Origin of the sequence: Stenotrophomonas sp. YAU14D1_LEIMI4_1, assembly GCF_003086815.1 — a bacterium.
Lineage (GTDB): Bacteria > Pseudomonadota > Gammaproteobacteria > Xanthomonadales > Xanthomonadaceae > Stenotrophomonas.
Genome location: NZ_CP025997.1, coordinates 2570264 through 2593489, shown reverse-complemented (window position 1 = coordinate 2593489; position 23226 = coordinate 2570264). Strand labels below are relative to the sequence as shown.

Below are 23226 nucleotides of genomic sequence, written 5' to 3'. Positions count from 1 at the left end.
AGGAGCATCCCGGTAGTGCCGGGCCGTGCCCGGCGACGCTCGATCAGCCCAGAATCCCCGGCAGGTCCAATCCCTTCTCCTTCGCGCATTCCACCGCGATCTCATACCCGGCATCGGCATGGCGCATCACGCCGGTGGCCGGGTCGTTCCACAGCACGCGGCCAATCCGCTTCGCCGCCGCTTCGGTCCCGTCGCACACGATCACCATGCCGGCATGCTGCGAGAAGCCCATGCCCACGCCGCCGCCATGGTGCAGCGACACCCAGGTGGCGCCGCTGGCGGTGTTCAACAGGGCATTGAGCAGCGGCCAGTCGGACACTGCATCGGAGCCGTCGGCCATTGCTTCGGTTTCGCGGTTCGGCGAGGCCACGCTGCCACTGTCCAGATGGTCGCGGCCGATCACTACCGGCGCCTTCAGTTCACCGTTGGCCACCATCTCGTTGAAGGCCAGGCCCAGGCGATCACGGTCGCCCAGGCCGACCCAGCAGATGCGTGCTGGCAGGCCCTGGAACTTGATCTTCTCGGCGGCCATGTCCAGCCAGCGGTGCAGGTGCGGGTTGTCGGGAATCAGTTCCTTCACCTTGGCATCGGTCTTGGCGATGTCTTCCGGATCGCCGCTCAGTGCGGCCCAGCGGAACGGGCCGATGCCGCGGCAGAACAGCGGGCGGATATAGGCCGGCACGAAGCCGGGGAAATCGAAGGCATCTTCCACGCCTTCTTCCAGCGCCATCTGCCGCAGGTTGTTACCGTAATCCACGGTGGGCACGCCCAGCGCATGGAAACCGAGCATGGCGCGGATGTGGTTGGCCATCGATTCGCGCGCGGCCTTTTCCACGACCTTCGGCGCGGAAACGCGCTTCTGGTCCCATTCCTCAACGGTCCAGCCCTGCGGCAGGTAGCCGTTCACCGGGTCGTGGGCCGAGGTCTGGTCGGTCAGCAGGTCCGGCTTCACGCCGCGGATCAGCAGTTCGTCCAGCACGTCGGCCACGTTGCCCAGCAGGCCCACCGACAGCGGCTTCCTGGCCGTGCACGATTCCTCGATCAGGCGCAGCGCCTCGTCCAGATTGTCGGTCCAGGTGTCCAGGTAACCGGTGCGCAGGCGCATGTCGATGCTGCTCTTGCGGCATTCCACCGCCAGGCACGAGGCACCGGCCATCACCGCGGCCAGCGGCTGCGCGCCGCCCATGCCGCCCAGGCCGCCGGTGAACAGCCACTTGCCGGCCAGGTTGCCGTTGTAATGCTGGCGGCCCATTTCCACGAAGGTTTCGTAGGTGCCCTGCACGATGCCCTGCGCGCCGATGTAGATCCAGCTGCCGGCGGTCATCTGGCCGTACATGGCCAGGCCCTTCTTATCCAGTTCGTTGAAGTGGTCCCAGTTGGCCCAGCGCGGCACCAGGTTGGAATTGGCGATCAGCACGCGCGGCGCATCGGCATGGGTGCGGAACACACCCACCGGCTTGCCCGACTGCACCAGCAGGGTCTGGTCATCGTCCAGCCGCTTCAGCGTTTCCACGATGGCATCGAAGCTTTCCCAGTCGCGCGCGGCGCGGCCGATGCCGCCGTACACCACCAGTTCCTGCGGGCGCTCGGCCACGTCCGGGTGCAGGTTGTTCATCAGCATGCGCAGCGGCGCTTCGGTCAGCCAGCTCTTGGCATTCAGCGTGCTACCGGTCGGCGCGATGATGGTGCGGCTGGGGTCGTTGCGGGTCATGCGGCGCTCCGGTTGGTAGCGAATTCAAGGCAGGCATTGAGCACCTGCGCCAGGGTGTGGCGCAGCGGTGCGGCGTGGTCGGGGTCCAGCGGGGTGGGCCAGCTGTGCTCGTCCACCTGGTCGGGCAGCGGCTCGTGCATGTAGCCGCGGCAGGCCAGTTCCATCTGCAGCGAATGCACGCCGCCGGGGATGTCGCTGTAGTGCCGGGTGATCCAGCCGCCCTTGAAGCGGCCGTTGCGCACCTGGCTCATGCCGCTGATCTTCAGCAGGTTTTCCACCACATCGCTGAGCGCGTTGTCGCAGGACGTATCCGGTGCGCCGGACGGACCGGCGGTGCCCAGGTTGAACTGCGGCAGTTCGCCATCGAACAGATGCGGAATGTGCGAACGGATCGAATGCGCGTCGTACATCACCACCGTGCCGTGCTGCGCACGCAGACGCGCGATCTGTGCAGTCAATTCATCGTGATAGGGCGCGAAATACGTGTCGCGGCGGCGCGCGATCTCCGCTTCGTCCGGTTCGCGACCCGCGTGGTACAGCGGCTGGTTGTCGAAGGTGGTCAGCGGGCACAGGCCGGTGGTGTTCTGGCCCGGGTACAACGAGACACCACTCGGGTCGCGGTTGAGGTCGATCACCGAGCGCGAAATCGCCGAACGTACCGTGGTCGCGCCCATGCCGCGCGCGAAGTCGTACAGCTCGTGCACCCACCAGTCGGCATCGCGCCGCGCCAGCCACGGCGAGTGGTAGGCGCCCATCAGTTCGTGCGGCAGTTCGCTGCCGGTGTGCGGGAAGCTGACGATCAGCGGCGCATCGCCCTCGTGCACGGTCAGCCAGTCGGGGCGGGTGTTCATGCCTGCGGCTCCACGGTGGGCAGCAGGTCACCCAGGCCCTGTGCCAGCGCACCGCTGCGCACCAGATCGGTGGCGGCCACCATGTCCGGGTGGAAGTAGCGGTCTTCTTCCAGCGTCGGCACCTGCGCGCGCAGGGTGGCGCGCACGCTTTCCAGTGCGGCGCTGGAGCGCAGGGGCGCGTGGAAATCGCAGCCCTGGGCCGCGGCCAGCAGCTCGATGCCGATCACGTTGGCCGCGTTCTCGGCCATCTGCATCAGGCGGCGCGCGCCATGTGCGGCCATCGATACGTGGTCTTCCTGATTGGCCGAGGTCGGGATCGAATCGACACTGGCCGGGTAGGCGCGCTGCTTGTTCTCCGAAACCAGCGCCGCGGCGGTCACCTGCGGAATCATGAAGCCGGAATTCAAACCGGGGCGCGGGGTCAGGAAGGCGGGCAGGCCGGACAGCGCCGGGTCCACCAGCATGGCCAGGCGGCGCTCGCTGATCGAACCGATCTCGCACACCGCCATGGCCAGCATGTCGGCGGCGAAGGCCACTGGTTCGGCGTGGAAGTTGCCACCGGACAGCGCTTCGCCGGTATCGGTGAATACCAACGGATTGTCGGACACGCCGTTGGCTTCGATTTCCAGCGTGGTCGCCGCCTGGCGCAGGATGTCCAGTGCCGCGCCCATCACCTGCGGTTGGCAGCGCAGGCAGTACGGGTCCTGCACGCGTACGTCGTTGTCGCGGTGCGATTCGCGGATGTCCGAACCCTGCATCAGCGAACGCAGGGTGGCGGCGGTGGCGATCTGCCCGCGTTGGCCACGGATGGCGTGGATGCGCGGATCGAACGGCGTGTCCGAGCCCTTGGCCGCTTCCACAGAAAGTGCGCCGGTCACCAGCGCGGCCTGGAACACGGTCTCGATCTCGAACAGCCCGGCCAGCGCGTACGCGGTGGAGAACTGGGTGCCGTTGAGCAGGGCCAGGCCTTCCTTCGCGCCCAGTTCCACCGGCTGCAGGCCCGCGCGTGCCAGGGCTTCCACGGCCGGCAGACGTTCCTGGCCAACGAAGGCCTCGCCCACGCCCAGCATCACGCTGGCCAGGTGCGAGAGCGGTGCCAGATCGCCGGACGCACCGACCGAGCCCTGTGCCGGCACTACCGGCAGCACGCCCTTCACCAGCATCGCTTCCAGCAGCAGCAGGGTCTCTTCGCGCACGCCCGAAGCACCCTGGGCCAGGCTGACCAGCTTCAGCGCCATCATCAGCCGCACCACGCTGGCCGGCATCGGTTCGCCCACGCCAGCGGCATGCGACAGCACGATGTTCCGCTGCAGGTTGGCCAGGTCTTCGCGCTCGATGCGCACGCTGGCCAGCTTGCCGAAGCCGGTATTGATGCCATACACCGGCGCGCCCTTGGCGACGATGGCGGCCACGGCGGCGGCACTGGCGCGCACCACCGGCAGCGCGGCCGGGTCCAGAGCAAGCGGCGTGCCGCGGTAGACCTGCCGCCACTGGGCAAGGGTGACATGGCCGGGGCGAAGAACCAGGGTGTTGCTCATGTATTGCTCCAGGAAGCAGGCAGGTCGGGCTGCCCGCGCACCACGCGCGCGTGCAGCGGGTTGAATCCCATGCGATAGACCAGGTCGGCCGGCGCGTCGATGTCCCAGATCGCGAGGTCGCAGTCCATGCCCACGGCCAGGCGGCCGATGCGTTCACTGCGGCCCAGCGCGCGTGCCGCTTCACGGGTGAAGCCGGCAATGCATTCGTCCACGGTCAGGCGGAACAGGGTGGCGCCCATGTTCATCGCCAGCAGCGGACTGGTCAGCGGCGAAGTGCCGGGGTTGCTGTCGGTGGCCAGGGCCAGCGGCACGCCGGCCGCACGCAGCGCGGCAATCGGGGGCAGGGTGGTATCGCGGGTGAAATAGAAGGCGCCGGGCAACAGCACGGCCACGGTGCCGGTGGCGGCCATGGCGGCGATGCCGGCCGCATCCAGATGTTCGATATGGTCGGCCGACAGCGCGCCGAAGCCGGCGGCCAGTTCGGCGCCATGCTGGTTGCTCATCTGTTCGGCGTGGATCTTCACTGCCAGGCCGCTGGCACGGGCCGCCTCGAAGACCTGCCGCGCCTGCGCCGGCGAGAACGCGATGCTCTCGCAGAACACGTCCACCGCTTCGGCCAGGCCTTCGGCGGCGATGGCCGGAATCATCACGTTGCACACCTCGTCGGTGTACTCCTGCGCCTGCCGGCCCGGCGGCACCGCGTGCGCGCCCAGGAAGGTGGTGGCCACGTTCACCTGGCATTGCTCGCCCAGCGCGCGCGCGACCTGCAACTGCTTGCGTTCGTCGGCCAGGGTCAGGCCATAGCCGGATTTGATCTCGACCGTGGTCACCCCTTCGGCGCGCATCGCCAGCAGGCGCGGGCGGCTTTCCGCGGCCAACTGCTCCGCGCTGGCCGCACGGGTGGCGCGTACGGTAGAGACGATGCCGCCGCCGGCGCGGGCGATATCGGCATAGCTGACGCCCTGCAGGCGCTGCTGGAATTCGTTGGCGCGGTTGCCGGCGTAGACCAGGTGCGTGTGGCAGTCGACCAGCCCGGGCGAGATCCAGCGGCCCTCGCCATCGAAACGCGTGGTCGGGCGCAGGTGGGCATCGCTGCCGGCCGGGCCGACGTGGACGATGCGGCCGTCGGCGCAGGCCAGCACGCCGTCGCGGATGATTCCCAGGCCCTCGCCATCAAGGGTCATCAGGTGGACATTGGACCAGAGGGTGTCGACGTGCATGGCATCCACTACGCGGCTGTGCTTATATGTCTATACAATATAAGCGTCCCTTTCGGGTTGTCCAGCCATGTCCGATTCGCGTTCCCCTGCCGCTTTCCACGCTGCCCATGCCTTGCTGGCCGACGGCTGGGCCCGTGATGTGCGCCTGCAGGTGCAGCACGGTCGCATCACGGCAATCAGTACGGGGCAGGCTGCCGAAGCAGGCGATACCCGCATCGGCATCGCCGTGCCGGGCCTGCCGAACCTGCACAGCCACGCCTTCCAGCGCGGCATGGCTGGCCTGACCGAGATCGGCGGCGGCGACGGCGACAGCTTCTGGAGCTGGCGCGAGCTGATGTACCGCTTCCTGGCCCACCTGCGACCCGATGCGGTGCAGGCCATCGCCGCCCAGGCGTACATGGAAATGCTGGAAAGCGGCTTCACCCGAGTGGGCGAATTCCACTACCTGCACCACGATGCCGATGGCCAGCGGTACGCGAACCGCGCCGAGATGAGCGCGCGCATTGCCGCCGCTGCGGCGCAGACCGGCATCGGCCTGACCCTGCTGCCGGTGTTCTATGCCCACGCCGATTTCGGCGGCGCGCCGCCCAATCCGGCGCAGCGCCGCTTGATCCACGACGTGGAAGGTTTCGCGCAACTGCTGGATGCGGCCAAGCCGGCATTGGCCGCGCTGCCCGATGCGGTGCTGGGCATCGCGCCGCACAGCCTGCGGGCGGTCACCGGCGAAGAATTGAGTGCGCTGCTGCCGTTGACCGACGGCCCGGTGCATATCCATATCGCCGAGCAGGTGCGCGAAGTCGACGCCTGCCTGGCCTGGAGCGGCCAGCGCCCGGTGCAATGGCTGTACAACCATGCGCCGGTGGACGCGCGCTGGTGCCTGGTGCATGCCACCCATATCACCGACGACGAGCGCGCCGCGATGGTGGCCAGCCAGGCGGTGGCCGGGCTGTGCCCGATCACCGAGGCCAACCTGGGTGACGGCCTGTTCCCGATGCAGGCGTTCGCGCGCGAAGGCGGGCGCTTTGGCGTCGGCTGCGATTCGAACGTGCTGATCGACGCGGCCGAAGAGCTGCGCCTGCTGGAGTATGGCCAGCGCCTGAGCCTGCGCGGCCGCAACGTGCTGGCCCCGGATGCCCGCCGCAGCAGTGGCCGTTTCCTGTTTGAAGGCGCTCTGCACGGCGGTGCACAGGCGCTGGGCGTGGCCGCTGGCCTGCAGGTCGGCGCCAGTGCCGATCTGCTGGAGCTGGACGGCACGCACCCGGCCCTGCAGGCGCGACAGAATGACGCATGGCTTGACAGCTGGGTCTTCGCTGCACGTAATGGCGCGCTGCGTTCGGTCTGGCGCCATGGCCGCCAGGTCGTGGCAGACGGCCGCCATCTGCAGCGCGAGGCCATCACCACTGCCTTTGCCGCCGCGTTGCGTGGCGTGCTGGGCTGATCGCCTCCCTGCTCATCGAGATCCCCCCCCCGTGAAGGCCCGCAAGTCCGCCACGCTCAACCAGCGTATCCGCAGCGATCTGGAAAGCCGCATCCTCAGTGGAGAGTGGGCGCCGGGTTTCCGCATTCCATACGAGCACGAGCTGATGGAGCAGTACGGCTGCTCGCGGATGACGGTGAACAAGGTGCTGACCGCGCTGGCCGAGAGCGGCATGATCGAGCGTCGGCGCCGCGCCGGTTCGTTCGTGGCCAGGCAGCCGCCGCACCTGGAACAGGTGGCGCTGGAAATTCCCGATATCGCGATGGAAGTCGGCTCGCGCGGCCATCAGTACACCTACCGCCTGCTGCAGCGCGAACTGCGTGGGGCCAGCGCGGGCAATGCCGGCGAAGAAGAGCTGGCCGGTGCGGGCTCGCTGTTGGCGATGCGCTGCCTGCATCTGGCCGATGACCGGCCGCTGGCGCTGGAACATCGCCTGATCAGCCCGGTGGGCGTGCCCGAAGTGCTGGAGGTGGATTTCAGCACCACCGCGCCCGGCAGCTGGCTGCTGCAGAACGTGTCCTGGACCCGCGCCCAGCACCGCATCAGTGCCTGGGGCGCCGACGCCGCCGCGGCCAAGCTGCTGCAGGTGGCGCCGGGCACCGCCTGTCTGGTGATCGAGCGCCTGACCTGGCGCGGCGATCAGCCGATCACCCGGGTGCGGCAGGTGTTCCTGGGCGATGCCTGGGACCTGGTGGCGCGCTTCGCGCCGGGCGGGCGCTGAGGCGGCCAATCCACGCCATGCGTGGATGGCGTTCCTTCAACCGGCAGATCTGTCGCCTTGAACTCTGTCGGGGCGTGTGTACGATGTGTATCGTCCCCGGCATGAAGAGCGGGGACCTTATCCGGGAGCTGCGCGAGGCGGGTTGGACCTGTTGTCGAATCCGTGGCTCCCATCATGTATTCGTGCATCCGCATTGCCCGCACATCGTTACCGTGCCGCATCCCAGGAAAGATCTGGGAATTGGCCTGGTCAAGGCAATCCGGAAGCTTGCTGGACTGAAGTAGAGGCTCCCATGCGATATCCAGTCTTGATCGAAGCCGGTGATGAACACACTGCTTGGGGCGTGGTGGTGCCGGATCTCCCGGGCTGCTTCTCTGCCGCGGACACGCTCGATGACGCACTACGTTCGGCCGAAGAGGCTGCGCTTGCCTGGATTGACGCCGCACTGGATGCCGGGCACTCGATCCCAACACCGTCGGCACCACAGAAACTGGTCGCCGACGCGGCAGGTGGAACGCAATGGATTCTTGCCTATATCAGCATCGATCCCGCACTGCTGGATGACACCATCGAGCGGGTGAACATCAGCCTGCCGCGTCGGATCCTGTCGAGGTTGGATGCGCAGGCCAAGGCGGCCGGGGAAACACGTTCAAGTTACATCGCCCATCTTGCCGCGTTGGCTTGACGGCGGCGGGCGGCGCAACCATCCACGCATGGCGTGGATCTACTGGGTGAGACCACGCAGGTTGATCCACGCAACGCCAGGTAGATCCACGCCATGCGTGGATGCCTCACCCTCAATACGTGGCGCACTGCCGCCAGCGCACCGGCTCGTCCACGCCCGGGCGGGCGTTGAGCTGCACGCGCACGGTGCGCAGGGCAGGGTAGCGCAGCACTTCCTGGCAGACGCGCGGCCAGACCTGCTCCAGTTCGCCGGTGCGGTTGATGGCCAGGGTCTGCCGGGTCAGCCAGACGCCGCTGGCAATGCCGCTCTGGCCGGCCAGGGCGCGGGCCAGTTCGGCCTGGTAGCGCTCCAGCGTGGCCGCATCGGGGTTGGGATTGCTGCGGCTGTCGTCGCCAGCCTTGGCTGTCGGCACCACGGGCGCGCTGGCCGGGGGCGCATCCGCCGCTGGTGACGGCGCCGGCGCTGCGACGGGCGCGGCCGGTGCAACCGCTGGGCTGGCAGTCGCCATGGGCGCGGGCGCAGGCTCGGCCACGGCAACCGGTGCATCGGCGTGCAGCCCCTGCAGGCTGACCCCGACCAACAGGCCCACGGTCACCGCACCCAGGGCGGAAATGGCGATGCGCCGCACGGCCTCGTGGCGGGCGCTGGCACGCACGCGGCTTTCGATATCGCCGGGCAGGTAAGGCTGCAGCAGCGGCCACAGGCGCGGGCCGTCCAGCACTTCCACCGCCTGCTTCTCGGCGGCGGCCAGCCCATCACGCTCCACCCGCCCTTCGGTGATCAACAGGCCACCCTTGGCCCCGCCAAGCCGCGCAGCCGCGCCCAGTTCGTTCACCGCCGCCGTACCAATGCGGTAGGCCAGGCCGTGCTTGCACCAGACCATCCAGGTGTTGGGGCCGTCGGTCAGCACGAAATCGCTGCGCGGCTCGCGCGCATCCTCGTCCGCGTCATGCGCCTCGCGCAGCCCGCGCTGCTCGCTCAGCATGCGCTTGATCAGCGTGGAAAACTCACGCCAATGCATGCCGGCCAGGGCCTGCAGGCCCAGTCGCATTTCCGTTCGCCGCCGCTTCACCCACCACAGATAGACAACAGCCAGGGTGCAGATGAGCAGGGCCGACAGCAGGGCCAGAATCCAAGGGAGCATGCAGGTGCGAACGGAAGGAAAAATTCAGAAGCCGACAGTGTAAAGGCCACACTGGGCGATTGCGTCAGGGTGTTCCCGACAAGAAGCGTGATGCAGCGCGCAGATCAGCGCTGTGCAGACACGAAAAAACCCGCCAATCCTGAAGCCGTGAGGGGAGGGAACAAACGGCAGGCGAAGCGATTGGCGGGTTCTCGCGATTGTCAGACAAATTTTATTGCATTGCAACAATCAACCGGTCAGGCGGCGCCCGGCCCCTGGTGGCTGCCGGGGGCGGGGGCATCAGTGCCCGATGCGGCACGGTTTTCCAGCTTGGCCAGGCGCGCATGCAGTGCATCCAGGCGAGCTTCCAGTGCAGCCACATCCTGCGCGGTGGGCACATGCATGCGTTTCAGTACGCCCTGCACCTGCTCGTCGAAGGCCTTCTCCACCTTCGTCCAGGTGCCCGATGCCTTTTCGCGGGCCTCATCCAGCGACTGTTCCACATTGTCGCGCCAGCCCGGGCCCTGTTCGCCGCTGCGTTCGCGACGGCGGGCTTCCCACGCTTCGCCTTCCTTCACCAGGCCATCGAAGAAGCGGTTGCCTTCGGCCTGTGCCCGGCCCAGTGCGCCCAGCCCGGCCAGCCAGACCTGTTGTGCCGAATCGCTCAACTTGCGCGAAAAGCGCCCGGCCTGTTCGCCGAAGCTGGCGTCGTCGTCGCGGCGGTCGTCGTTGTCGTAGGTGTTCATCGCACTCCCGGGGAGGTTGGGCCTGCCCCGAGAGTAGCGCGGCGTTGCGTTGCTGGGCCGTGATGGCCCGGCGCCGGGGTTCAGCCCAGCTTTTCCTTCAGCACGCGCTGGATCTCGCTTTCCACCATGCCCTTCATGGCCGACAGCAGGAAGCCGAGCTTGGCGGTCACCCGCACCGCGCCCGGCTGCAGCTCGATCGCACCGTCCACGCCGCTGCCGCTGAAGTTCAGCACGTCGGCCGCCCAGCTCGACTTCAGGCCGAAGCGCTCGGACAGCTTGGCGGCCACCTGTTCGATGGCTTCGCGCGCCTGCGCGTCGGGCAGGGAATGGGCGTGGCGGACGTCGATGCTGGACATGCAGGCTCCTGGCGCAGGGCCGGGTTGTAGGAAGAGGGCGGCCATTGTGCGCATCGGCGGGCGCGGCGCCAAGCACTCACGCGGGGTTCTTCTGCGTTGGCGGCCAACCTGCTAGTCTGCGCCGCGTGCAGAACCTGCTTGTTCACTTCAGTCAACACCAACAGCCCGACCAGCCGCTGCGGCCCGGGGTGCAGCGCATCGTGCGCCAGGCCAATGGCAGCGTGCGGCTGGGCGATGCCGGCAACGGCGCCCTGTTGCTGGCGCAGTTCTGCCTGGATGATCGCGGTCTGTGGCTGCAGGTCGGCAACGGTATCCGTGGCATCCACGTGAATGGTCGCCCGGTGCGGCGCATGGCCCTGCTGCGTGCGGGCGATGCGGTGTATGTGGACGGCGTGGAAATGGTCCTGCAGGGCGAGGTGGAGACCCTGCTGCAGGCACCGGCGCCGACGGCGCAGGCCGATCCGGGCATCGACGAACAGCGCGTGCTGCGTGGGGTGGGCGGCCTGCACCATGGTCGCGGTTTCACCCTGGCACGGCCGCGGCTGATCGGTCGCGGTGACGATGCCGACATCGCCATTGACGAGCCGGCCTTCGCCGACCAGCACGCTCGGGTCGAACTGCATGGCGAGCGGGTACTGCTGCGTGACCTGGGCAGTGCCGAAGGCAGCCGGGTGAACGGCGTGGCCGTGCGCCACTGCTGGCTGCAGGCCGGCGACCAGCTGGTGTTCGATGGCCAGCATCGCTTCGTGCTGGAAGTGCCGCACGACCCGCGCCGGCGCCCGGCGCCCAGCGCGGACGACGAGGCGGCAGACAGCGAACAGGCGCCGGTGGCCCCGGCGGCGCCGCGTCACGTGCGCCGCTGGCCGTGGCTGCTGGCCAGTGCCCTGCTGCTGGCTGGCGTGCTCAGCCTGCTGCTCTGGTTCGGCGCGCGCTGAACCCGTCCCGCCGGGCATGGCCCGGCGCTACCGCCCGACCCAACCCGCTTCGGTAGGTGCCAACCTTGGTTGGCACGATGCCCCCGGCCGCATGACGCCCTGACCGCTTCGGTAGGTGCCAACCTTGGTTGGCACATTGCCGCCGGCCGCATGACGCCTGACGGCGTACGCCGACCAAGGTCGGCGGCTACCAGCGCAGGACACGCCCCGCTTCGGTAGGTGCCAACCTTGGTTGGCACATTGCGCCGGCCGGCGATTGGATACGAATGCAACCAAATTTCCCTTGCGCGACAAGGCCGCAAGGCTGGTGCGCTGCGGCATACTAGGGGTCTTGCCCCACAGGTGTGACATGACGCGCGCGTTCAACTTCAGTGCCGGCCCTGCAACCTTGCCGGAATCGGTCCTGCGCCAGGCGCAGGCGGAAATGCTGGACTGGCACGGTGCCGGCGCCTCGATCGTGGAAATGAGCCATCGCGGCCCGGAATTCATGTCCGTGGCCGCCGAGGCCGAGGCCGACCTGCGCCGCCTGCTCGATATCCCCGACGACTACGCGGTGCTGTTCCTGCCCGGGGGTGCCACCACCCAGCAGGCGCTCATCCCGCTCAACTTCGCCAAGCCCGGCCAGCGCGCCGACTATGTCGTAAGTGGCCATTGGGGAAAGACGGCGGTCAAACAGGCCGGCCCCTATGTGGATGTGAACATCGCCGCCAGCAGCGAAGCCAACGGCTATCGCGAACTGCCCGCGCGCGCGGGCTGGCAGCTCTCGGCCGATGCCGCCTACGTGCACATCACCGCCAACGAGACCATCCACGGCGTCGAATTCCGTGATGTGCCCGATACCGGCACTGTGCCGCTGGTGGCCGATTTCAGCTCGTCCATCGCCAGCGAACCGCTGGATGTGCGCCGCTACGGCATCATCTATGCCGGTGCGCAGAAGAACCTGGGCCCGGTCGGCATTGCGGTGATGATCATCCGCCGCGACCTGCTGGAGCGCGCCGGCCAGCCGCGCGCGGACATCTTCGATTACCGCTCGCACGTCGCGCGCGATTCCATGCTCAACACCCCGCCCACCTGGAACTGGTATCTGGCCGGCCTGGTGTTCAAGTGGATGCTGGCCGAAGGTGGCGTGGTCGAATTCGCCAAGCGCAATGCCGCCAAGGCCGCGCTGGTGTACGGCGCCATCGATGCTTCCGGCGGCTTCTATCGCAATGAAGTCGCGCCCTCGGCACGCTCGCGGATGAACATCCCGTTCTTCCTGCCCAGCACCGACCTGGACGCGCGTTTCGTGGCCGAGGCCAAGGCCGCCGGGCTGCTGGCGTTGAAGGGTCACAAGGTGGTGGGCGGCATCCGCGCTTCGCTGTACAACGCCATGCCGCTGGCCGGGGCTGAGGCGCTGGTCGCCTTCATGGCCGATTTCCAGCAGCGTCACGGTTGAGCACTGAACGGCGCGCACCGCCCGGTGCGTGCCCTGCAACAAGGAATTCCAATGGCAAGCAAACCCGCCAAGAAGGCGCCCGCCAAGGCTGAAACGGCCAAGGGCAGCGCGGCCCTCAAGGGCAAGAAGACCGCCACTGCGGCCCCCACGCTGGCACCGCTGGCGCTGGCCGACGTGCGCGCCAAGATCGACCAGATCGACCGCGACATCCAGGGCCTGATCGCCGAACGCGCGCAGTTTGCCCACCAAGTGGGCAAGGCCAAGGGCAAGCTGGCCGCCGCCGTCGATTACTACCGCCCCGAGCGCGAAGCCCAGGTGCTGCGCATGGTGGTGGACCGCAACGAAGGCCCGCTCAGCGACGAACTGCTGGTGCACGTGTTCCGCGAAATCATGTCGGCCTGCCTGGCCCAGCAGGAACCGCTGAAGATCGGTTACCTCGGCCCGGAAGGCACCTTCAGCCAGCAGGCCGTGCTCAAGCACTTCGGCCGCTCGGCACTGGGCCTGCCGATGGCCAGCATCGAAGAAGTGTTCCAGGAAGTGGAAGCGGGCAACGCCGATTTCGGCGTGGTGCCGGTGGAAAATTCGGGGCAGGGCACCATCCAGATCACCCTGGACATGTTCCTGACCTCCAACCTGAAGATCTGCGGCGAAGTGGAACTGCGTGTGCATCAGTACCTGATGTCACGCAGCGGGCGCATCGAAGATGTCGAGCGCGTCTACGGCCACCCGCAATCCTTCATGCAGACCTCGGCCTGGATGCGTGCCAACCTGCCGAAGGCAGAGAAGATCCCAGTGTCCAGCAACGCCGAAGGCGCGCGCCGTGCACGCAATGCCGACGATGCTGCGGCCATCGGTGGTGAAAGCGCCGGCCACGTGTACGGCCTGAAGAAGGTCGTGACCAAGCCGATCCAGAACGATGCCGACAACACCACCCGTTTCCTGGTGGTGGGCCGCAACATCTTCCCGACTTCCGGCCACGACCGTACCTCGGTCCTGGTGTTCATCCATGACAAGCCCGGCGCGCTGTTCGATGTGCTCAGCCCGTTCGCCCGCCACGGCATCAGCATGAACCGCATCGAATCGCGCCCGTCGCACCACGGCAAGTGGGAATACGGCTTCTTCATCGATCTGGCCGGCCATATCGACGATGCCCCCATGCAGGCCGCGCTGGCCGAACTGGAAGCGCACTCGGCGCAGATCAAGGTGCTGGGTTCCTACCCGGTGGCAGTGCCCTGATTGCTGTGGCGGCCACGTGCCGCGCCCCTTGAAGCACCGCTGGCCCGCCGGCGTTTACGGAACGATCGAACGATGAGCAACGCGCAACACTGGATTGCCCGCAAGGGCCAGCCCCTGCAGGGCAGCCTGACCATTCCCGGCGACAAGTCGGTGTCGCACCGCTCGGTGATGTTCGCCGCGCTGGCCGATGGCACCTCGCAGATCGACGGCTTCCTGGAAGGCGAAGACACCCGCGCCACCGCGCGCATCTTCAGCCAGCTGGGCGTGCGCATCGAAACCCCCAGCGCCTCGCAGCGCATCGTGCATGGCGTCGGCATCGATGGCCTGCGGGCGCCCAGCGCGCCGCTGGACTGCGGCAACGCCGGCACCGGTATGCGCCTGCTGGCCGGTCTGCTGGCCGGCCAGGCCTTCGACTGCACGCTGGTGGGCGATGAATCGCTGTCGGGCCGTCCGATGCGCCGGGTGACCGGTCCGCTGTCGCAGATGGGCGCGAAGATCGACACGCAGGACGATGGCACCCCGCCGCTGCACGTGCACGGTGGCCAGGCGCTGCACGGGATTGATTTCGCCTCGCCGGTGGCCAGTGCGCAGGTCAAGTCGGCGGTCCTGCTGGCCGGCCTGTATGCGCAGGGCGAAACCAGTGTGGTGGAGCCGCACCCGACCCGCGATTACACCGAGCGCATGCTGTCGGCATTCGGTGTGGACATTGAATTCTCGCCGGGCAAGGCCCGTCTGCGCGGCGGCCAGCGTCTGCGTGCCACTGACATCGTGGTGCCGGCTGATTTCTCCTCTGCCGCATTCTTCCTGGTCGCCGCCAGCATCATTCCCGGTTCGCACATCCGCCTGAAGCAGGTGGGCCTGAACCCGCGCCGCACCGGTCTGCTGCACGCGGTGCGCCTGATGGGCGCGGACATCATCGAAGAAAATCCGGCCGAGCAGGGCGGGGAAGCGGTGGCCGACCTGGTGGTGCGCCATGCCCCGCTGAAGGGCGCGCGCATTCCCGAGGAACTGGTGCCGGACATGATCGATGAGTTCCCGGCGCTATTCGTTGCCGCCGCGGCCGCCGAAGGCCAGACCGTGGTGACCGGCGCGGCCGAACTGCGGGTGAAGGAATCGGACCGCCTGGCGGCCATGGCCACCGGCCTGCGCGCGCTGGGCATGCAGGTGGACGAAACCGAAGACGGCGCCACCCTCCACGGCGGCGTGACCCTGGGCAGCGGCACCATCGAAAGCCACGGTGACCACCGCATTGCCATGGCGTTTGCCATTGCCGGGCAGATCAGCAGCGGCGAGGTGCGCATCAACGACATCGCCAACGTCGCCACTTCGTTCCCGGATTTCGACGGCCTGGCCCGCAGCGCAGGCTTCAATCTGGCCTGACGGTAGAGTCGAGCCACGCTCGACTGTTGCACACCTGTAGAGTCGAGCCATGCTCGACTGCTGCGCACCGTCAGTCGAGCATGGCTCGACTCTACAGGGCGGTGTGCTGCAAAAAAAGGCGGAGGCCGAAGCCTCCGCCACATCACGAACCCCTCGTCCGCGATCAACGCTGTTCGGTACGGAAATCCACCGGCACGCGCACCACACTGGCCACGGCGCGCCCCTCATGCATGGCCGGCTGGAACTTCCAGCCCTGCACGGTATTGATCACGGCGCGGTCCAGGTCGCGGCTGCGTTCGCCGCTGCGCGACACGATGCTGGCCTGGGTTACGTTGCCGCGGGTATCCACGTTCAGGCTGGCCACCACGCTGCCCTGCACGCCGCTACGCAGCGCCGCAGCGGGATAGGTCGGCTTGGCATTGCTGGCCAGCGGGCGCGCCTCACGGTTGTTCACGGCCGGAGCGCTGCGTCGGGTGGCGTTGGCCGGTGCCGCGGTGCGGGCCGCTGGCGCCGTGGTGGCAACCGGGGTATCGGTGGCTGGCAGCATGCGCTCGCCCACCGGGGCCGGCGCCACGTCTTCCTGATTGGCAAAGCGCAGCCAGACGAAGGCCGCTGCGAACATTGCCACGATCAGCGCCATCCACAGCCACGGCGACGTCGGCCGGTGCGGCACATCCTGCTGCAGCTGGGGCGAATGAAGGTTTTCGTGGGTAGTAGCCGTCATTGCTTGCTCCTCGCGTCTGTAACGACGCCCCGAGTCTGGACCGGGCAGCAGTGGCAATGTGTCAGCGTTGCGTCAACGCAACCGGCAGGGTTCAGGTTGCCTGCCGGGCACCGTTCAGTTACTGCGGCTTGAAGTCGAACGGCACTTCAATGCTGCCCGGCACGGCCTGGCCGTTGCTCTGCGCCGGGGTGAAACGCCAGCGGCGCACGGCGTCGGTGGCCGCACGGTCCAGGTCACGCGAACCGCTGCGCTGGATCACCGTCACGTTGTTCGGGTAGCCGGTGGCATCCACGTCCACGCGTACCACCACGCTGCCGGCCTCGCCACGGCGCAGGGCGGCGGGCGGGTAGCTGGGCGCGGGCGACTGCTCGGCAATCGGCATCGGCTGCGAGGTGGCTGCAGCCGGCGCGGCCGTGCCCGGCGCAGGGGCGGCCGGGTCCACTGCGGCCGGCGGCGGCGGGGCGGTTTCCACCAGCTTCGGCGCCTCGTCCTCGGGCAGCGGCGCCGGCTTGGCATCGGGCATGTCGCTGGAGCCCGCCGCGGCCGGCAACGGCTCGGGCAGCGGCTCGATCTGTGCCGTTTCCTGCGGGGTGGCCGTGGCCGGGTCGGCGCGGAAGAATTCCTTGTCGCGGCCGGTCAGCCAGACCACCACGAACAGCGCGATGCCCACGCCGAAGGCGATGCCGGCGATCTTCAGGGCGTTGCGCGGAATGTGCACAGTGAACGACTTGGCAGAGGACGAGCGAGGTGCAGACATGGACCAGACCAGCGTGAAGTACCCCGATTCTGCCACGCCCGGAATGAACCGGGCGGCAGAAATCCGTATAACAGGCGATAATCCCGTCCCTGTTACCCACCACGACACCTGCCATGCTTGATCCAGCCCTGCTCCGCCACCAGCCCGCCGACCTCGCCGAACGCCTGCGCACCAGCCGCGGCTTCGAGCTCGACGTGTCTGCCCTGGAGTCCCTGGAGGCCGATCGCAAGCGTATCCAGGTGCGTACCCAGGAGCTGCAGAGCCTGCGCAACAGCCGTTCCAAGGCCATCGGCCAGGCCAAGGCCAAGGGCGAGGACGTCTCGGCCATCATGGCTGAAGTGGCCGCGTTCGCCGACGAGCTGAAGGCCTCTGAAGTGGCTCTTGACGAGCTGCGCGAGAAGATCGACACCATCGCCGCCGGCATTCCGAATTTGCCGGCCGATGACGTGCCGGCTGGTGCCGACGAGAACGACAACGTCGAGCAGGCGCGCTGGGGCAGCCCGCGCAGCTTCGATTTCCCGGTGCTGGACCATGTTGAACTGGGCGCGCGCAACGCCGGCCTGGACGCGGAAACCGCGGCCAAGCTGTCCGGCTCGCGTTTCACCGTACTGCGCGGCCAGGTGGCCCGCCTGCACCGTGCCCTGGCCCAGTTCATGCTGGACCTGCACGCCGGTGAGCACGGCTACGAAGAAACCAACGTGCCGCTGCTGGTCAACGCCGATTCGCTGCGCGGCACCGGCCAGCTGCCGAAGTTCGAGGACGACCTGTTCAAGACCGCCGTGGGTGATTCCACGCGCTACCTGATCCCGACCTCGGAAGTGCCGCTGACCAACCTGGTGCGCGACGAGATTGTCGACGCCGAGCGCCTGCCGCTGCGCGTGACCGCCCATTCCATGTGCTTCCGCGCCGAAGCTGGCAGCGGTGGCCGCGACGTGCGCGGCATGATCCGCCAGCACCAGTTCGAGAAGGTGGAACTGGTGTCGATCTGCCGCCCGGAAGACAGCGACGCCGAGCACCAGCGCATGACCCGTTGCGCCGAAGTGGTGCTGGAAAAGCTGGGCCTGCCGTATCGCAAGGTGCTGCTGTGCACCGGCGACATGGGCTTCTCGGCCATCAAGACCTACGATCTGGAAGTCTGGCTGCCATCGCAGAACACCTACCGCGAAATCAGCTCGTGCTCGAACACCGGTGATTTCCAGGCCCGCCGCATGCAGGCCCGCTGGCGCAACCCGGCCACCGGCAAGCCGGAGCTGGTGCACACCCTGAACGGCTCGGGCGTGGCCGTGGGTCGCGCCATGATCGCGGTGATGGAGAACTACCAGAACGCCGACGGCACCATCACTGTGCCTGACGTGCTGCGCCCCTACATGGGCGGTATCGAAACCATCGGCTGAACCCGCTGGGGTGGGTGCCATGTTTGCATGGCACTGCTCCTGCTTTGGTAGGTGCCTTGCTTGCATGGCACTTCTTCAGCCTTGGTAGGTGCCTTGCTTGCATGGCGCCGCTCCTGCTTTGGTGGGTGCCTTGCTTGCATGGCACCGCTCCTGCTCTGGTAGGTGCCTTGCTTGCATGGCACTGCTTCAGCCTTGGTAGGTGCCTTGCTTGCATGGCGCCGCTCCTGCTTTGGTGGGTGCCTTGCTTGCATGGCAGCGCATCCACGCATGGCGTGGATCTACCGCATCCACGCAGGGCGTGGATGAACCCCGCGATCACCCCACCACCGCACCTTCTCCAACGGCACCCACCCGGGCTCGCCGTCTTCCGGCACGCACCACGCCCATCCATTCAGCGTGCGCAGCCCGCGCAATCGCTGTCCCGGGTCCACATCCAGCTCCCGCGCGCAGTAATCCTGCGTGGCAAATGCGCCACCGTGCGCATCGCGCCCGATCACCGGCGCCGGCACGAACCCCGGCTCCTGCCCCTCGGCCTGGCATAGAAACCAGTCTTCCCAACCCTCAGGGCCTTCATAACGTTCGCCCACCACCAGCGCCTGCCCACGGCGCAGGGTGATCGGTTGCGGAAATTCGCTGCGGTGCGCAGTGGTCACGATGTAATCCATACCCCCAGCCTACCGGCCGCAGGCAACAAAAAACGGCCCCGCAATGCGGAGCCGTCAGGGTGGGCCGGGATGGGGGAGGGGCTCCCGGCCCGCAATCAGCGCCCTCGACGAGGAGGGGGGAGGGCGCCGATCGCTGGAACGCTGTACTTACGCAGCCACTTCTTCGGCAGCGTGCGACGGCAGGGCCGACAGCGCGCCGGCAATGGCGTCTTCGCGGTGCTTGGGCGAATAGGCAATGCCCTCGGCGCGCACGAATTCCACATTGTCGATGCCCATGAAGGCGAACACCTGGCGCAGGAAGGGTTCCTGGAAGTCGGCCGGCGAATCGGTGTAGATGCCACCGCGGGCGCTCACCACGATCACGCGCTTGCCACCGGCCAGGCCCACCGGGCCGTTCTCGGTGTACTTGAAGGTGCGGCCGGCCACGGCCACGCGGTCAATCCAGGCCTTCAGCGTCGACGGAATGCTGAAGTTGTACATCGGCGCGCCGATGACAAGGATGTCGGCGGCCAGGAACTGCTGCATCACCTGTTCAGCATCGGCCGCCTCGGCGGCATCGGCGCCGGCCAGCGAACCGCTGCGCAGATGGGGTACCGGATTGGCGTCCAGATCGCGATAATCGACCTGCAGGCCGTCGATCTGGTCCTTGAACTGGGCGACCACCGCCGCAGTCAGCTGGCGCGAGACGGAGTTGTCGCCAAGCACGCTGGCGTCGAGATGCAGAAGCTTCATGGCAGTCACCTATGTTCGGGAAGGAGGGGCGGGTTCGCCGCCGACGGAGAGAACGATAGGTTGTTGCATGGGCGGGATAAAGGTGGTTCAATGCCACGAATTGTTCTAGATATGGAACTCGGGTATGCATGACCTGAATGACCTGTACTACTTCGCCATGGTCGTGGACCACGGCGGTTTCGCCGCCGCCGAGCGCGCCCTGGGTATTCCCAAATCGCGCCTGAGCCGCCGTATCAGCCAGCTGGAAACCGACCTGGGCGTGCGCCTGCTGCAGCGTTCCACGCGCCGGTTCGCGGTCACCGACGTCGGCACAAGCGTGCACCGCCACGCGCAGACCATGCTGGCCGAGGCCCAGGCCGCGCGCGAAGTGGTGGACCGCCTGAGTGCCGAGCCGCGCGGCGTGGTGCGCGCCAGCGTGCCCGTCTCGTTGGCGCAGATGCAGCTGCCCAAGCTCCTGCCCAAGTTCCTGGAGCAGTACCCGAAGGTGCGCCTGCAGCTGAACATCAGCAACCGCCGCGTGGACATCATCAATGAAGGCTACGACGTGGCCCTGCGCGTGCGTTCGCGCCTGGACGACGATGGCAGCCTGGTCATGCGGAGCTTCGGCCAGGTACAGGAACTGCTGGTAGCCAGCCCGAAGTACCTGGACCGCGCCGGCCGCCCGAAGGACCCGGAAGAGCTGACCCAGCACGTCACCCTCAGCATCAGCGAAGACGAGGCGCGCCAGCGCTGGGAACTGCATGGCCCGGAAGGCGAAGTGCGCCGGGTGGACCTGCAGCCGCGCGTGGCCGGCTTCGACTTCCCGCTGCTGCAGAGCATGGTGAAGGACGGCTTCGGCATCACCATGCTGCCCGAAACCGTGTGCGCCGAAGCCGTGCGCAACGGTGAACTGGAAGTGGTGCTGCCGGACTGGTCGCTGCCGCAGGGCGTGTGCCATGCCGTGTTTGCCTCGCGCCGCGGCCTGCTGCCGGCAGTGCGCGTGTTCATCGACTTCCTGGCCGAACACTTGCCGCCGCAGCTGGAGGCCTCGCGCCTGGATTGTGGTGGCGCGTGCGAGAAGGCCAAGGAGAAGATCAAGGCCAGCGCCCTGGGCGCCCTGGCCGTGGATGCGGGCTGAAGTCTGCCGATAGCGCTGGGTCACGCCCGGCGTTACGCCGGTCTTGGGCAAATCGCCCGGCCGTGCGAGAATGCGTGCCCGGCCAGCAGGCTGGGCCGATACGGAGAGATGGCCGAGCGGTTTAAGGCACCGGTCTTGAAAACCGGCGAAGGGTTAAACCTTCCGTGGGTTCGAATCCCACTCTCTCCGCCAGAATTCTTAAAAAGCCCCTAGAAATAGGGGCTTTTTTGTTGTCTCAGCTATTGCTACCCGCCCAGCTACCCATCCACCTACAGCGGTCGATTCTGCGCGATCTGCTGCCGAACCCAACCCTGCACCTCGGATTGTATCCACAGTGCACGACGGCCGATGCGGATCGAGCGAGGGAACCGCCCAGCTTTGATCTCGCCGTAGATGAAGGTAGTGCCCATTCCGGTCATCTGCCGGACGCGGTCGAGCGACAGCAGCTCTTCCAGCCGTTCAGCGGCGCCCATGATTGCCTCCCGTGCGCTGTAGCTGAGTGGAGTCTGCCAGGCCGAGCTTGAACTGCACCACGTTGTCGGCGGTTGCCGGCGCCGGCACCGGGCGCGTGCTGCGCGCGGGCCGGTTGATCCGGCGCCACTCGGCCAGCGCCGTGTCGGGGTTCTCGCTCTTGCTGGTCGCCCGGCATGCGCACTCGACCAGGTGGCCACCGCCGGCGCTCGGGCGGCGCTCGTCATGGATGTGGCGCGCGCGGTGCCCGGCGGCGCAGTTCGGCAGGCCTTCGGGATGGCTGATCTGCTTCTGGGTCATGGCTTCTTGCACTCCGGATATTGGGCTTCCAACTTCTCGATCAGGAAAGCGGCCTGTCTGGCGCGGTACTCGCGGTCGTAGCGGTTGAGCCCGCCGGGGCGGGCGTCGCGCAGCCACCGCAGCGGCTCAAGTAGCCATCGGGGGTCGAAAGGGAGCGTGGCGCGCGGGTCCGCAGCTTTCACCAGCGGCACGCAGTCGGGGCCGGCCCAGTCCTGAGGATCGCCGCACTTGGTACAGGTGCCGTCCTTGAAGTAGTGGTCAAGGTCGGGCTTCTGCACGCGCGGGGCCTCCCACAAGGCGCGCACGATCCAGCCGCGCTTTGCGGCGTGGTAGACGTGCTCAGGGGTGGCAGTGATCCAGCAGCCAGGGGCGGAGTCGCCTTGGTTGCGGTACTCCCAGCGCACGGGCGGCTGGGAGTACAGCTGCTGCAGCAGCGTGTCGCCCCATTCGCGGACCTGGTCGGCCGACACGGGCGCGCCAGCGGCGCCCAGCCTGCGCATGGTGGCGATGACCGCGGCAACGGGCGACGATGCTTGGCTGGCTGCAACGGCGGCCGCAGGGGTGGCTGGGTAGGTGGCGGCGTTCAAGCGGCATGCTCCAGTTGCAGTGGTACAGAGATACGGGTGGCACTCTTGGCGCTGAGGATGTGGCTACCCCACTGCTGCGCCATTGCCGCAGCGATGGCGGGGTCGAAGCGCGAGCGTTCCTTTTCACGATCCGCGCCGGGCGGCATCAGGTGGCATCGGGCCTCGATCTTCCCGTGCTGCTCGATCACCTGCGCCTTCGTGTGGCTGGGCACCAATGCCGGCAGATTCCTCAGCCAGAGCGTTGCCGCCTTCGTAAAGGGGTTGCCGAAGTCGTAGGGCTGAACGGTCTGCGTCGGCCGCCCCAACACGCTCATCGCCAAGCCGTGTGGCTTCGAGTTCTCTGCCGCGATGAATTCCACCGGTGCGGCCATCAGGTCGGCGAACAGCAGTGCGCCCTCCAAGAAGTCACGCATGCGGTTGGGGTACTTTGGATGCCGGCGGCGGTCAGGCTGCGCCAGCGCCGTGTCATCCGGGTGGTACATCCAGCGAATGCCCGCCAGCGTGTTGTAGGTGCAATAGGGATGGGCCACCATCGCCAGCCAGCGGCCGGCTTGAAGGTGGTTCCGCACATCTTCCTGGATGTGCCAGCGCGGATCGCCCTCGGTGGGGCGCAGGTCGCACGAGTAGACATCGAAGCCGAAGGCGCGGAACGCCGACGCCACGGTGTCGCTGTACTCGCAGGCAACGAGGATGGGCAGCAGCTTAGCCATTGCCTTCGCCTTCCTGCACCCGATATCCAGCAGAGCGATAGATATGGCGGAATCGGTCCGCTACTCTTGGTTTCTTCAAAGCGATTGTGAGAATGCGATGAGCTACAAGGAAGTTCCGAACGTAGGCTGGGGCGATGTCTATCGCGGGGCTAAGTACTCGGTTACCGCTGCTCTGGTTTCGGTAATTGGCGGGCCTGACGACGGGAAGTACCAAGGTATTTATCGAATCGGCGGAGCACCTACTGCTGGCACTCGCTGTCTCGACAAACTCGACACTATTCAGCTTGCTATGGATGACGCTGAGAAATCGGCAAAACAAGAGATCGATCGCCGACTCGATTCGGTGAAGCCGTAG

The 23226-nt window shown here is 67.3% G+C and carries 26 protein-coding genes and 1 tRNA gene; 12 read left to right on the top strand and 15 right to left on the bottom strand.

What is annotated here, in order from left to right:
• Positions 1 to 43: 43 nt before the first annotated feature.
• The 4 genes from hutU to hutI are packed head-to-tail and all read right to left on the bottom strand — an operon-like array spanning position 44 to position 5320.
• Positions 44 to 1711: a urocanate hydratase gene (gene hutU / locus C1932_RS12185; RefSeq protein WP_108762360.1), complete on the bottom strand. Its 1668-nt coding sequence runs from the start codon at positions 1709 to 1711 to the stop codon at positions 44 to 46.
• Complete coding sequence (gene hutG / locus C1932_RS12180; protein WP_108762359.1) at positions 1708 to 2562, bottom strand: N-formylglutamate deformylase; 855 nt, start codon at positions 2560 to 2562, stop codon at positions 1708 to 1710. Before hutG ends, hutU begins: the two co-directional genes overlap by 4 nt.
• Entirely contained in the window at positions 2559 to 4100 is a 1542-nt protein-coding gene (gene hutH, locus C1932_RS12175; RefSeq protein ID WP_108762358.1) for a histidine ammonia-lyase, read from the bottom strand. The genes hutG and hutH overlap by 4 nt, the downstream gene beginning before the upstream one ends.
• Positions 4097 to 5320, bottom strand: coding sequence for an imidazolonepropionase (gene hutI, locus C1932_RS12170; protein ID WP_108763437.1), 1224 nt, complete (start codon positions 5318 to 5320; stop codon positions 4097 to 4099). Before hutI ends, hutH begins: the two co-directional genes overlap by 4 nt.
• A gap of 67 nt (positions 5321 to 5387) precedes the next feature.
• Here hutI and C1932_RS12165 point away from each other — a divergent pair, with 67 nt between their 5' ends.
• From C1932_RS12165 to C1932_RS12150, 4 genes are read left to right on the top strand one after another with little or no spacing between them, the layout of a single operon-like run.
• Positions 5388 to 6758, top strand: coding sequence for a formimidoylglutamate deiminase (locus C1932_RS12165; RefSeq protein WP_108762357.1), 1371 nt, complete (start codon positions 5388 to 5390; stop codon positions 6756 to 6758).
• A gap of 31 nt (positions 6759 to 6789) precedes the next feature.
• Positions 6790 to 7518: a histidine utilization repressor gene (hutC, locus tag C1932_RS12160; protein ID WP_108762356.1), complete on the top strand. Its 729-nt coding sequence runs from the start codon at positions 6790 to 6792 to the stop codon at positions 7516 to 7518.
• Positions 7519 to 7535: 17 nt separating this feature from the next.
• Entirely contained in the window at positions 7536 to 7802 is a 267-nt protein-coding gene (locus C1932_RS12155) for a type II toxin-antitoxin system HicA family toxin (protein WP_325051526.1), read from the top strand.
• An 8-nt stretch (positions 7803 to 7810) separates the two neighbouring features.
• Positions 7811 to 8203: a type II toxin-antitoxin system HicB family antitoxin gene (locus C1932_RS12150; protein WP_108756549.1), complete on the top strand. Its 393-nt coding sequence runs from the start codon at positions 7811 to 7813 to the stop codon at positions 8201 to 8203.
• 112 nt (positions 8204 to 8315) lie between these two features.
• Here the strand turns inward: C1932_RS12150 and C1932_RS12145 are convergent, their stop codons facing one another.
• The 3 genes from C1932_RS12145 to C1932_RS12135 all read right to left on the bottom strand — a co-directional run bounded on the left by C1932_RS12145 (position 8316) and on the right by C1932_RS12135 (position 10428).
• A complete protein-coding gene (locus C1932_RS12145) occupies positions 8316 to 9347 on the bottom strand; it encodes a restriction endonuclease (RefSeq protein WP_108762355.1) in 1032 nt (343 codons plus the stop codon).
• A 236-nt stretch (positions 9348 to 9583) separates the two neighbouring features.
• Positions 9584 to 10072 (bottom strand): phasin family protein, encoded by a 489-nt coding sequence (locus C1932_RS12140; protein WP_108749972.1) that lies wholly within the window; start codon positions 10070 to 10072, stop codon positions 9584 to 9586.
• A gap of 80 nt (positions 10073 to 10152) precedes the next feature.
• The gene (locus C1932_RS12135; protein WP_108749971.1) at positions 10153 to 10428 is read right to left on the bottom strand and encodes a polyhydroxyalkanoic acid system family protein; all 276 of its coding nucleotides are present in this window, start codon (positions 10426 to 10428) and stop codon (positions 10153 to 10155) included.
• Positions 10429 to 10553: 125 nt separating this feature from the next.
• Between C1932_RS12135 and C1932_RS12130 the strand changes: the two genes are divergently transcribed.
• The 4 genes from C1932_RS12130 to aroA all read left to right on the top strand — a co-directional run bounded on the left by C1932_RS12130 (position 10554) and on the right by aroA (position 15414).
• On the top strand, positions 10554 to 11363 hold the full coding sequence (locus tag C1932_RS12130) for an FHA domain-containing protein (protein ID WP_108762354.1): 810 nt from the start codon (positions 10554 to 10556) through the stop codon (positions 11361 to 11363).
• Positions 11364 to 11712: 349 nt separating this feature from the next.
• Positions 11713 to 12798 (top strand): 3-phosphoserine/phosphohydroxythreonine transaminase, encoded by a 1086-nt coding sequence (gene serC, locus C1932_RS12125; protein ID WP_108762353.1) that lies wholly within the window; start codon positions 11713 to 11715, stop codon positions 12796 to 12798.
• A gap of 51 nt (positions 12799 to 12849) precedes the next feature.
• Complete coding sequence (gene pheA, locus C1932_RS12120) at positions 12850 to 14034, top strand: prephenate dehydratase (protein ID WP_108762352.1); 1185 nt, start codon at positions 12850 to 12852, stop codon at positions 14032 to 14034.
• Between the two features lie 72 nt (positions 14035 to 14106).
• Complete coding sequence (aroA, locus tag C1932_RS12115; RefSeq protein ID WP_108762351.1) at positions 14107 to 15414, top strand: 3-phosphoshikimate 1-carboxyvinyltransferase; 1308 nt, start codon at positions 14107 to 14109, stop codon at positions 15412 to 15414.
• Between the two features lie 163 nt (positions 15415 to 15577).
• Here the strand turns inward: aroA and C1932_RS12110 are convergent, their stop codons facing one another.
• Both C1932_RS12110 and C1932_RS12105 read right to left on the bottom strand, forming a co-directional pair.
• Entirely contained in the window at positions 15578 to 16138 is a 561-nt protein-coding gene (locus C1932_RS12110; protein ID WP_108762350.1) for an energy transducer TonB, read from the bottom strand.
• A 118-nt stretch (positions 16139 to 16256) separates the two neighbouring features.
• Complete coding sequence (locus C1932_RS12105) at positions 16257 to 16895, bottom strand: energy transducer TonB (RefSeq protein WP_108763435.1); 639 nt, start codon at positions 16893 to 16895, stop codon at positions 16257 to 16259.
• Positions 16896 to 17008: 113 nt separating this feature from the next.
• Between C1932_RS12105 and serS the strand changes: the two genes are divergently transcribed.
• A complete protein-coding gene (gene serS / locus C1932_RS12100; protein ID WP_108762349.1) occupies positions 17009 to 18289 on the top strand; it encodes a serine--tRNA ligase in 1281 nt (426 codons plus the stop codon).
• Between the two features lie 278 nt (positions 18290 to 18567).
• Here the strand turns inward: serS and C1932_RS12095 are convergent, their stop codons facing one another.
• Positions 18568 to 18954 carry a ligand-binding protein SH3 gene (locus tag C1932_RS12095; protein WP_108762348.1) on the bottom strand — a complete coding sequence of 129 codons (387 nt, stop codon included), beginning with the start codon at positions 18952 to 18954 and terminating at the stop codon, positions 18568 to 18570.
• Positions 18955 to 19101: 147 nt separating this feature from the next.
• Positions 19102 to 19686 carry an NAD(P)H-dependent oxidoreductase gene (locus tag C1932_RS12090; protein WP_108753482.1) on the bottom strand — a complete coding sequence of 195 codons (585 nt, stop codon included), beginning with the start codon at positions 19684 to 19686 and terminating at the stop codon, positions 19102 to 19104.
• A gap of 124 nt (positions 19687 to 19810) precedes the next feature.
• Between C1932_RS12090 and C1932_RS12085 the strand changes: the two genes are divergently transcribed.
• Both C1932_RS12085 and C1932_RS12080 read left to right on the top strand, forming a co-directional pair.
• A complete protein-coding gene (locus C1932_RS12085; protein ID WP_079222336.1) occupies positions 19811 to 20803 on the top strand; it encodes a LysR family transcriptional regulator in 993 nt (330 codons plus the stop codon).
• A 102-nt stretch (positions 20804 to 20905) separates the two neighbouring features.
• Positions 20906 to 20995: transfer RNA gene (locus tag C1932_RS12080), tRNA-Ser, on the top strand.
• Positions 20996 to 21072: 77 nt separating this feature from the next.
• Here the strand turns inward: C1932_RS12080 and C1932_RS12075 are convergent.
• The 4 genes from C1932_RS12075 to C1932_RS12060 are packed head-to-tail and all read right to left on the bottom strand — an operon-like array spanning position 21073 to position 22871.
• A complete protein-coding gene (locus C1932_RS12075) occupies positions 21073 to 21276 on the bottom strand; it encodes an AlpA family phage regulatory protein (RefSeq protein ID WP_074724826.1) in 204 nt (67 codons plus the stop codon).
• The gene (locus C1932_RS12070) at positions 21263 to 21574 is read right to left on the bottom strand and encodes a hypothetical protein (protein WP_108762347.1); all 312 of its coding nucleotides are present in this window, start codon (positions 21572 to 21574) and stop codon (positions 21263 to 21265) included. The genes C1932_RS12075 and C1932_RS12070 overlap by 14 nt, the downstream gene beginning before the upstream one ends.
• Positions 21571 to 22161, bottom strand: coding sequence for a hypothetical protein (locus C1932_RS12065; RefSeq protein ID WP_108762346.1), 591 nt, complete (start codon positions 22159 to 22161; stop codon positions 21571 to 21573). The genes C1932_RS12070 and C1932_RS12065 overlap by 4 nt, the downstream gene beginning before the upstream one ends.
• Complete coding sequence (locus C1932_RS12060; protein ID WP_108762345.1) at positions 22158 to 22871, bottom strand: hypothetical protein; 714 nt, start codon at positions 22869 to 22871, stop codon at positions 22158 to 22160. The genes C1932_RS12065 and C1932_RS12060 overlap by 4 nt, the downstream gene beginning before the upstream one ends.
• Here C1932_RS12060 and C1932_RS19845 point away from each other — a divergent pair.
• Positions 22852 to 23226 carry a hypothetical protein gene (locus C1932_RS19845; protein WP_159094546.1) on the top strand — a complete coding sequence of 125 codons (375 nt, stop codon included), beginning with the start codon at positions 22852 to 22854 and terminating at the stop codon, positions 23224 to 23226. The two genes, C1932_RS12060 and C1932_RS19845, sit on opposite strands and share 20 nt — an antisense overlap.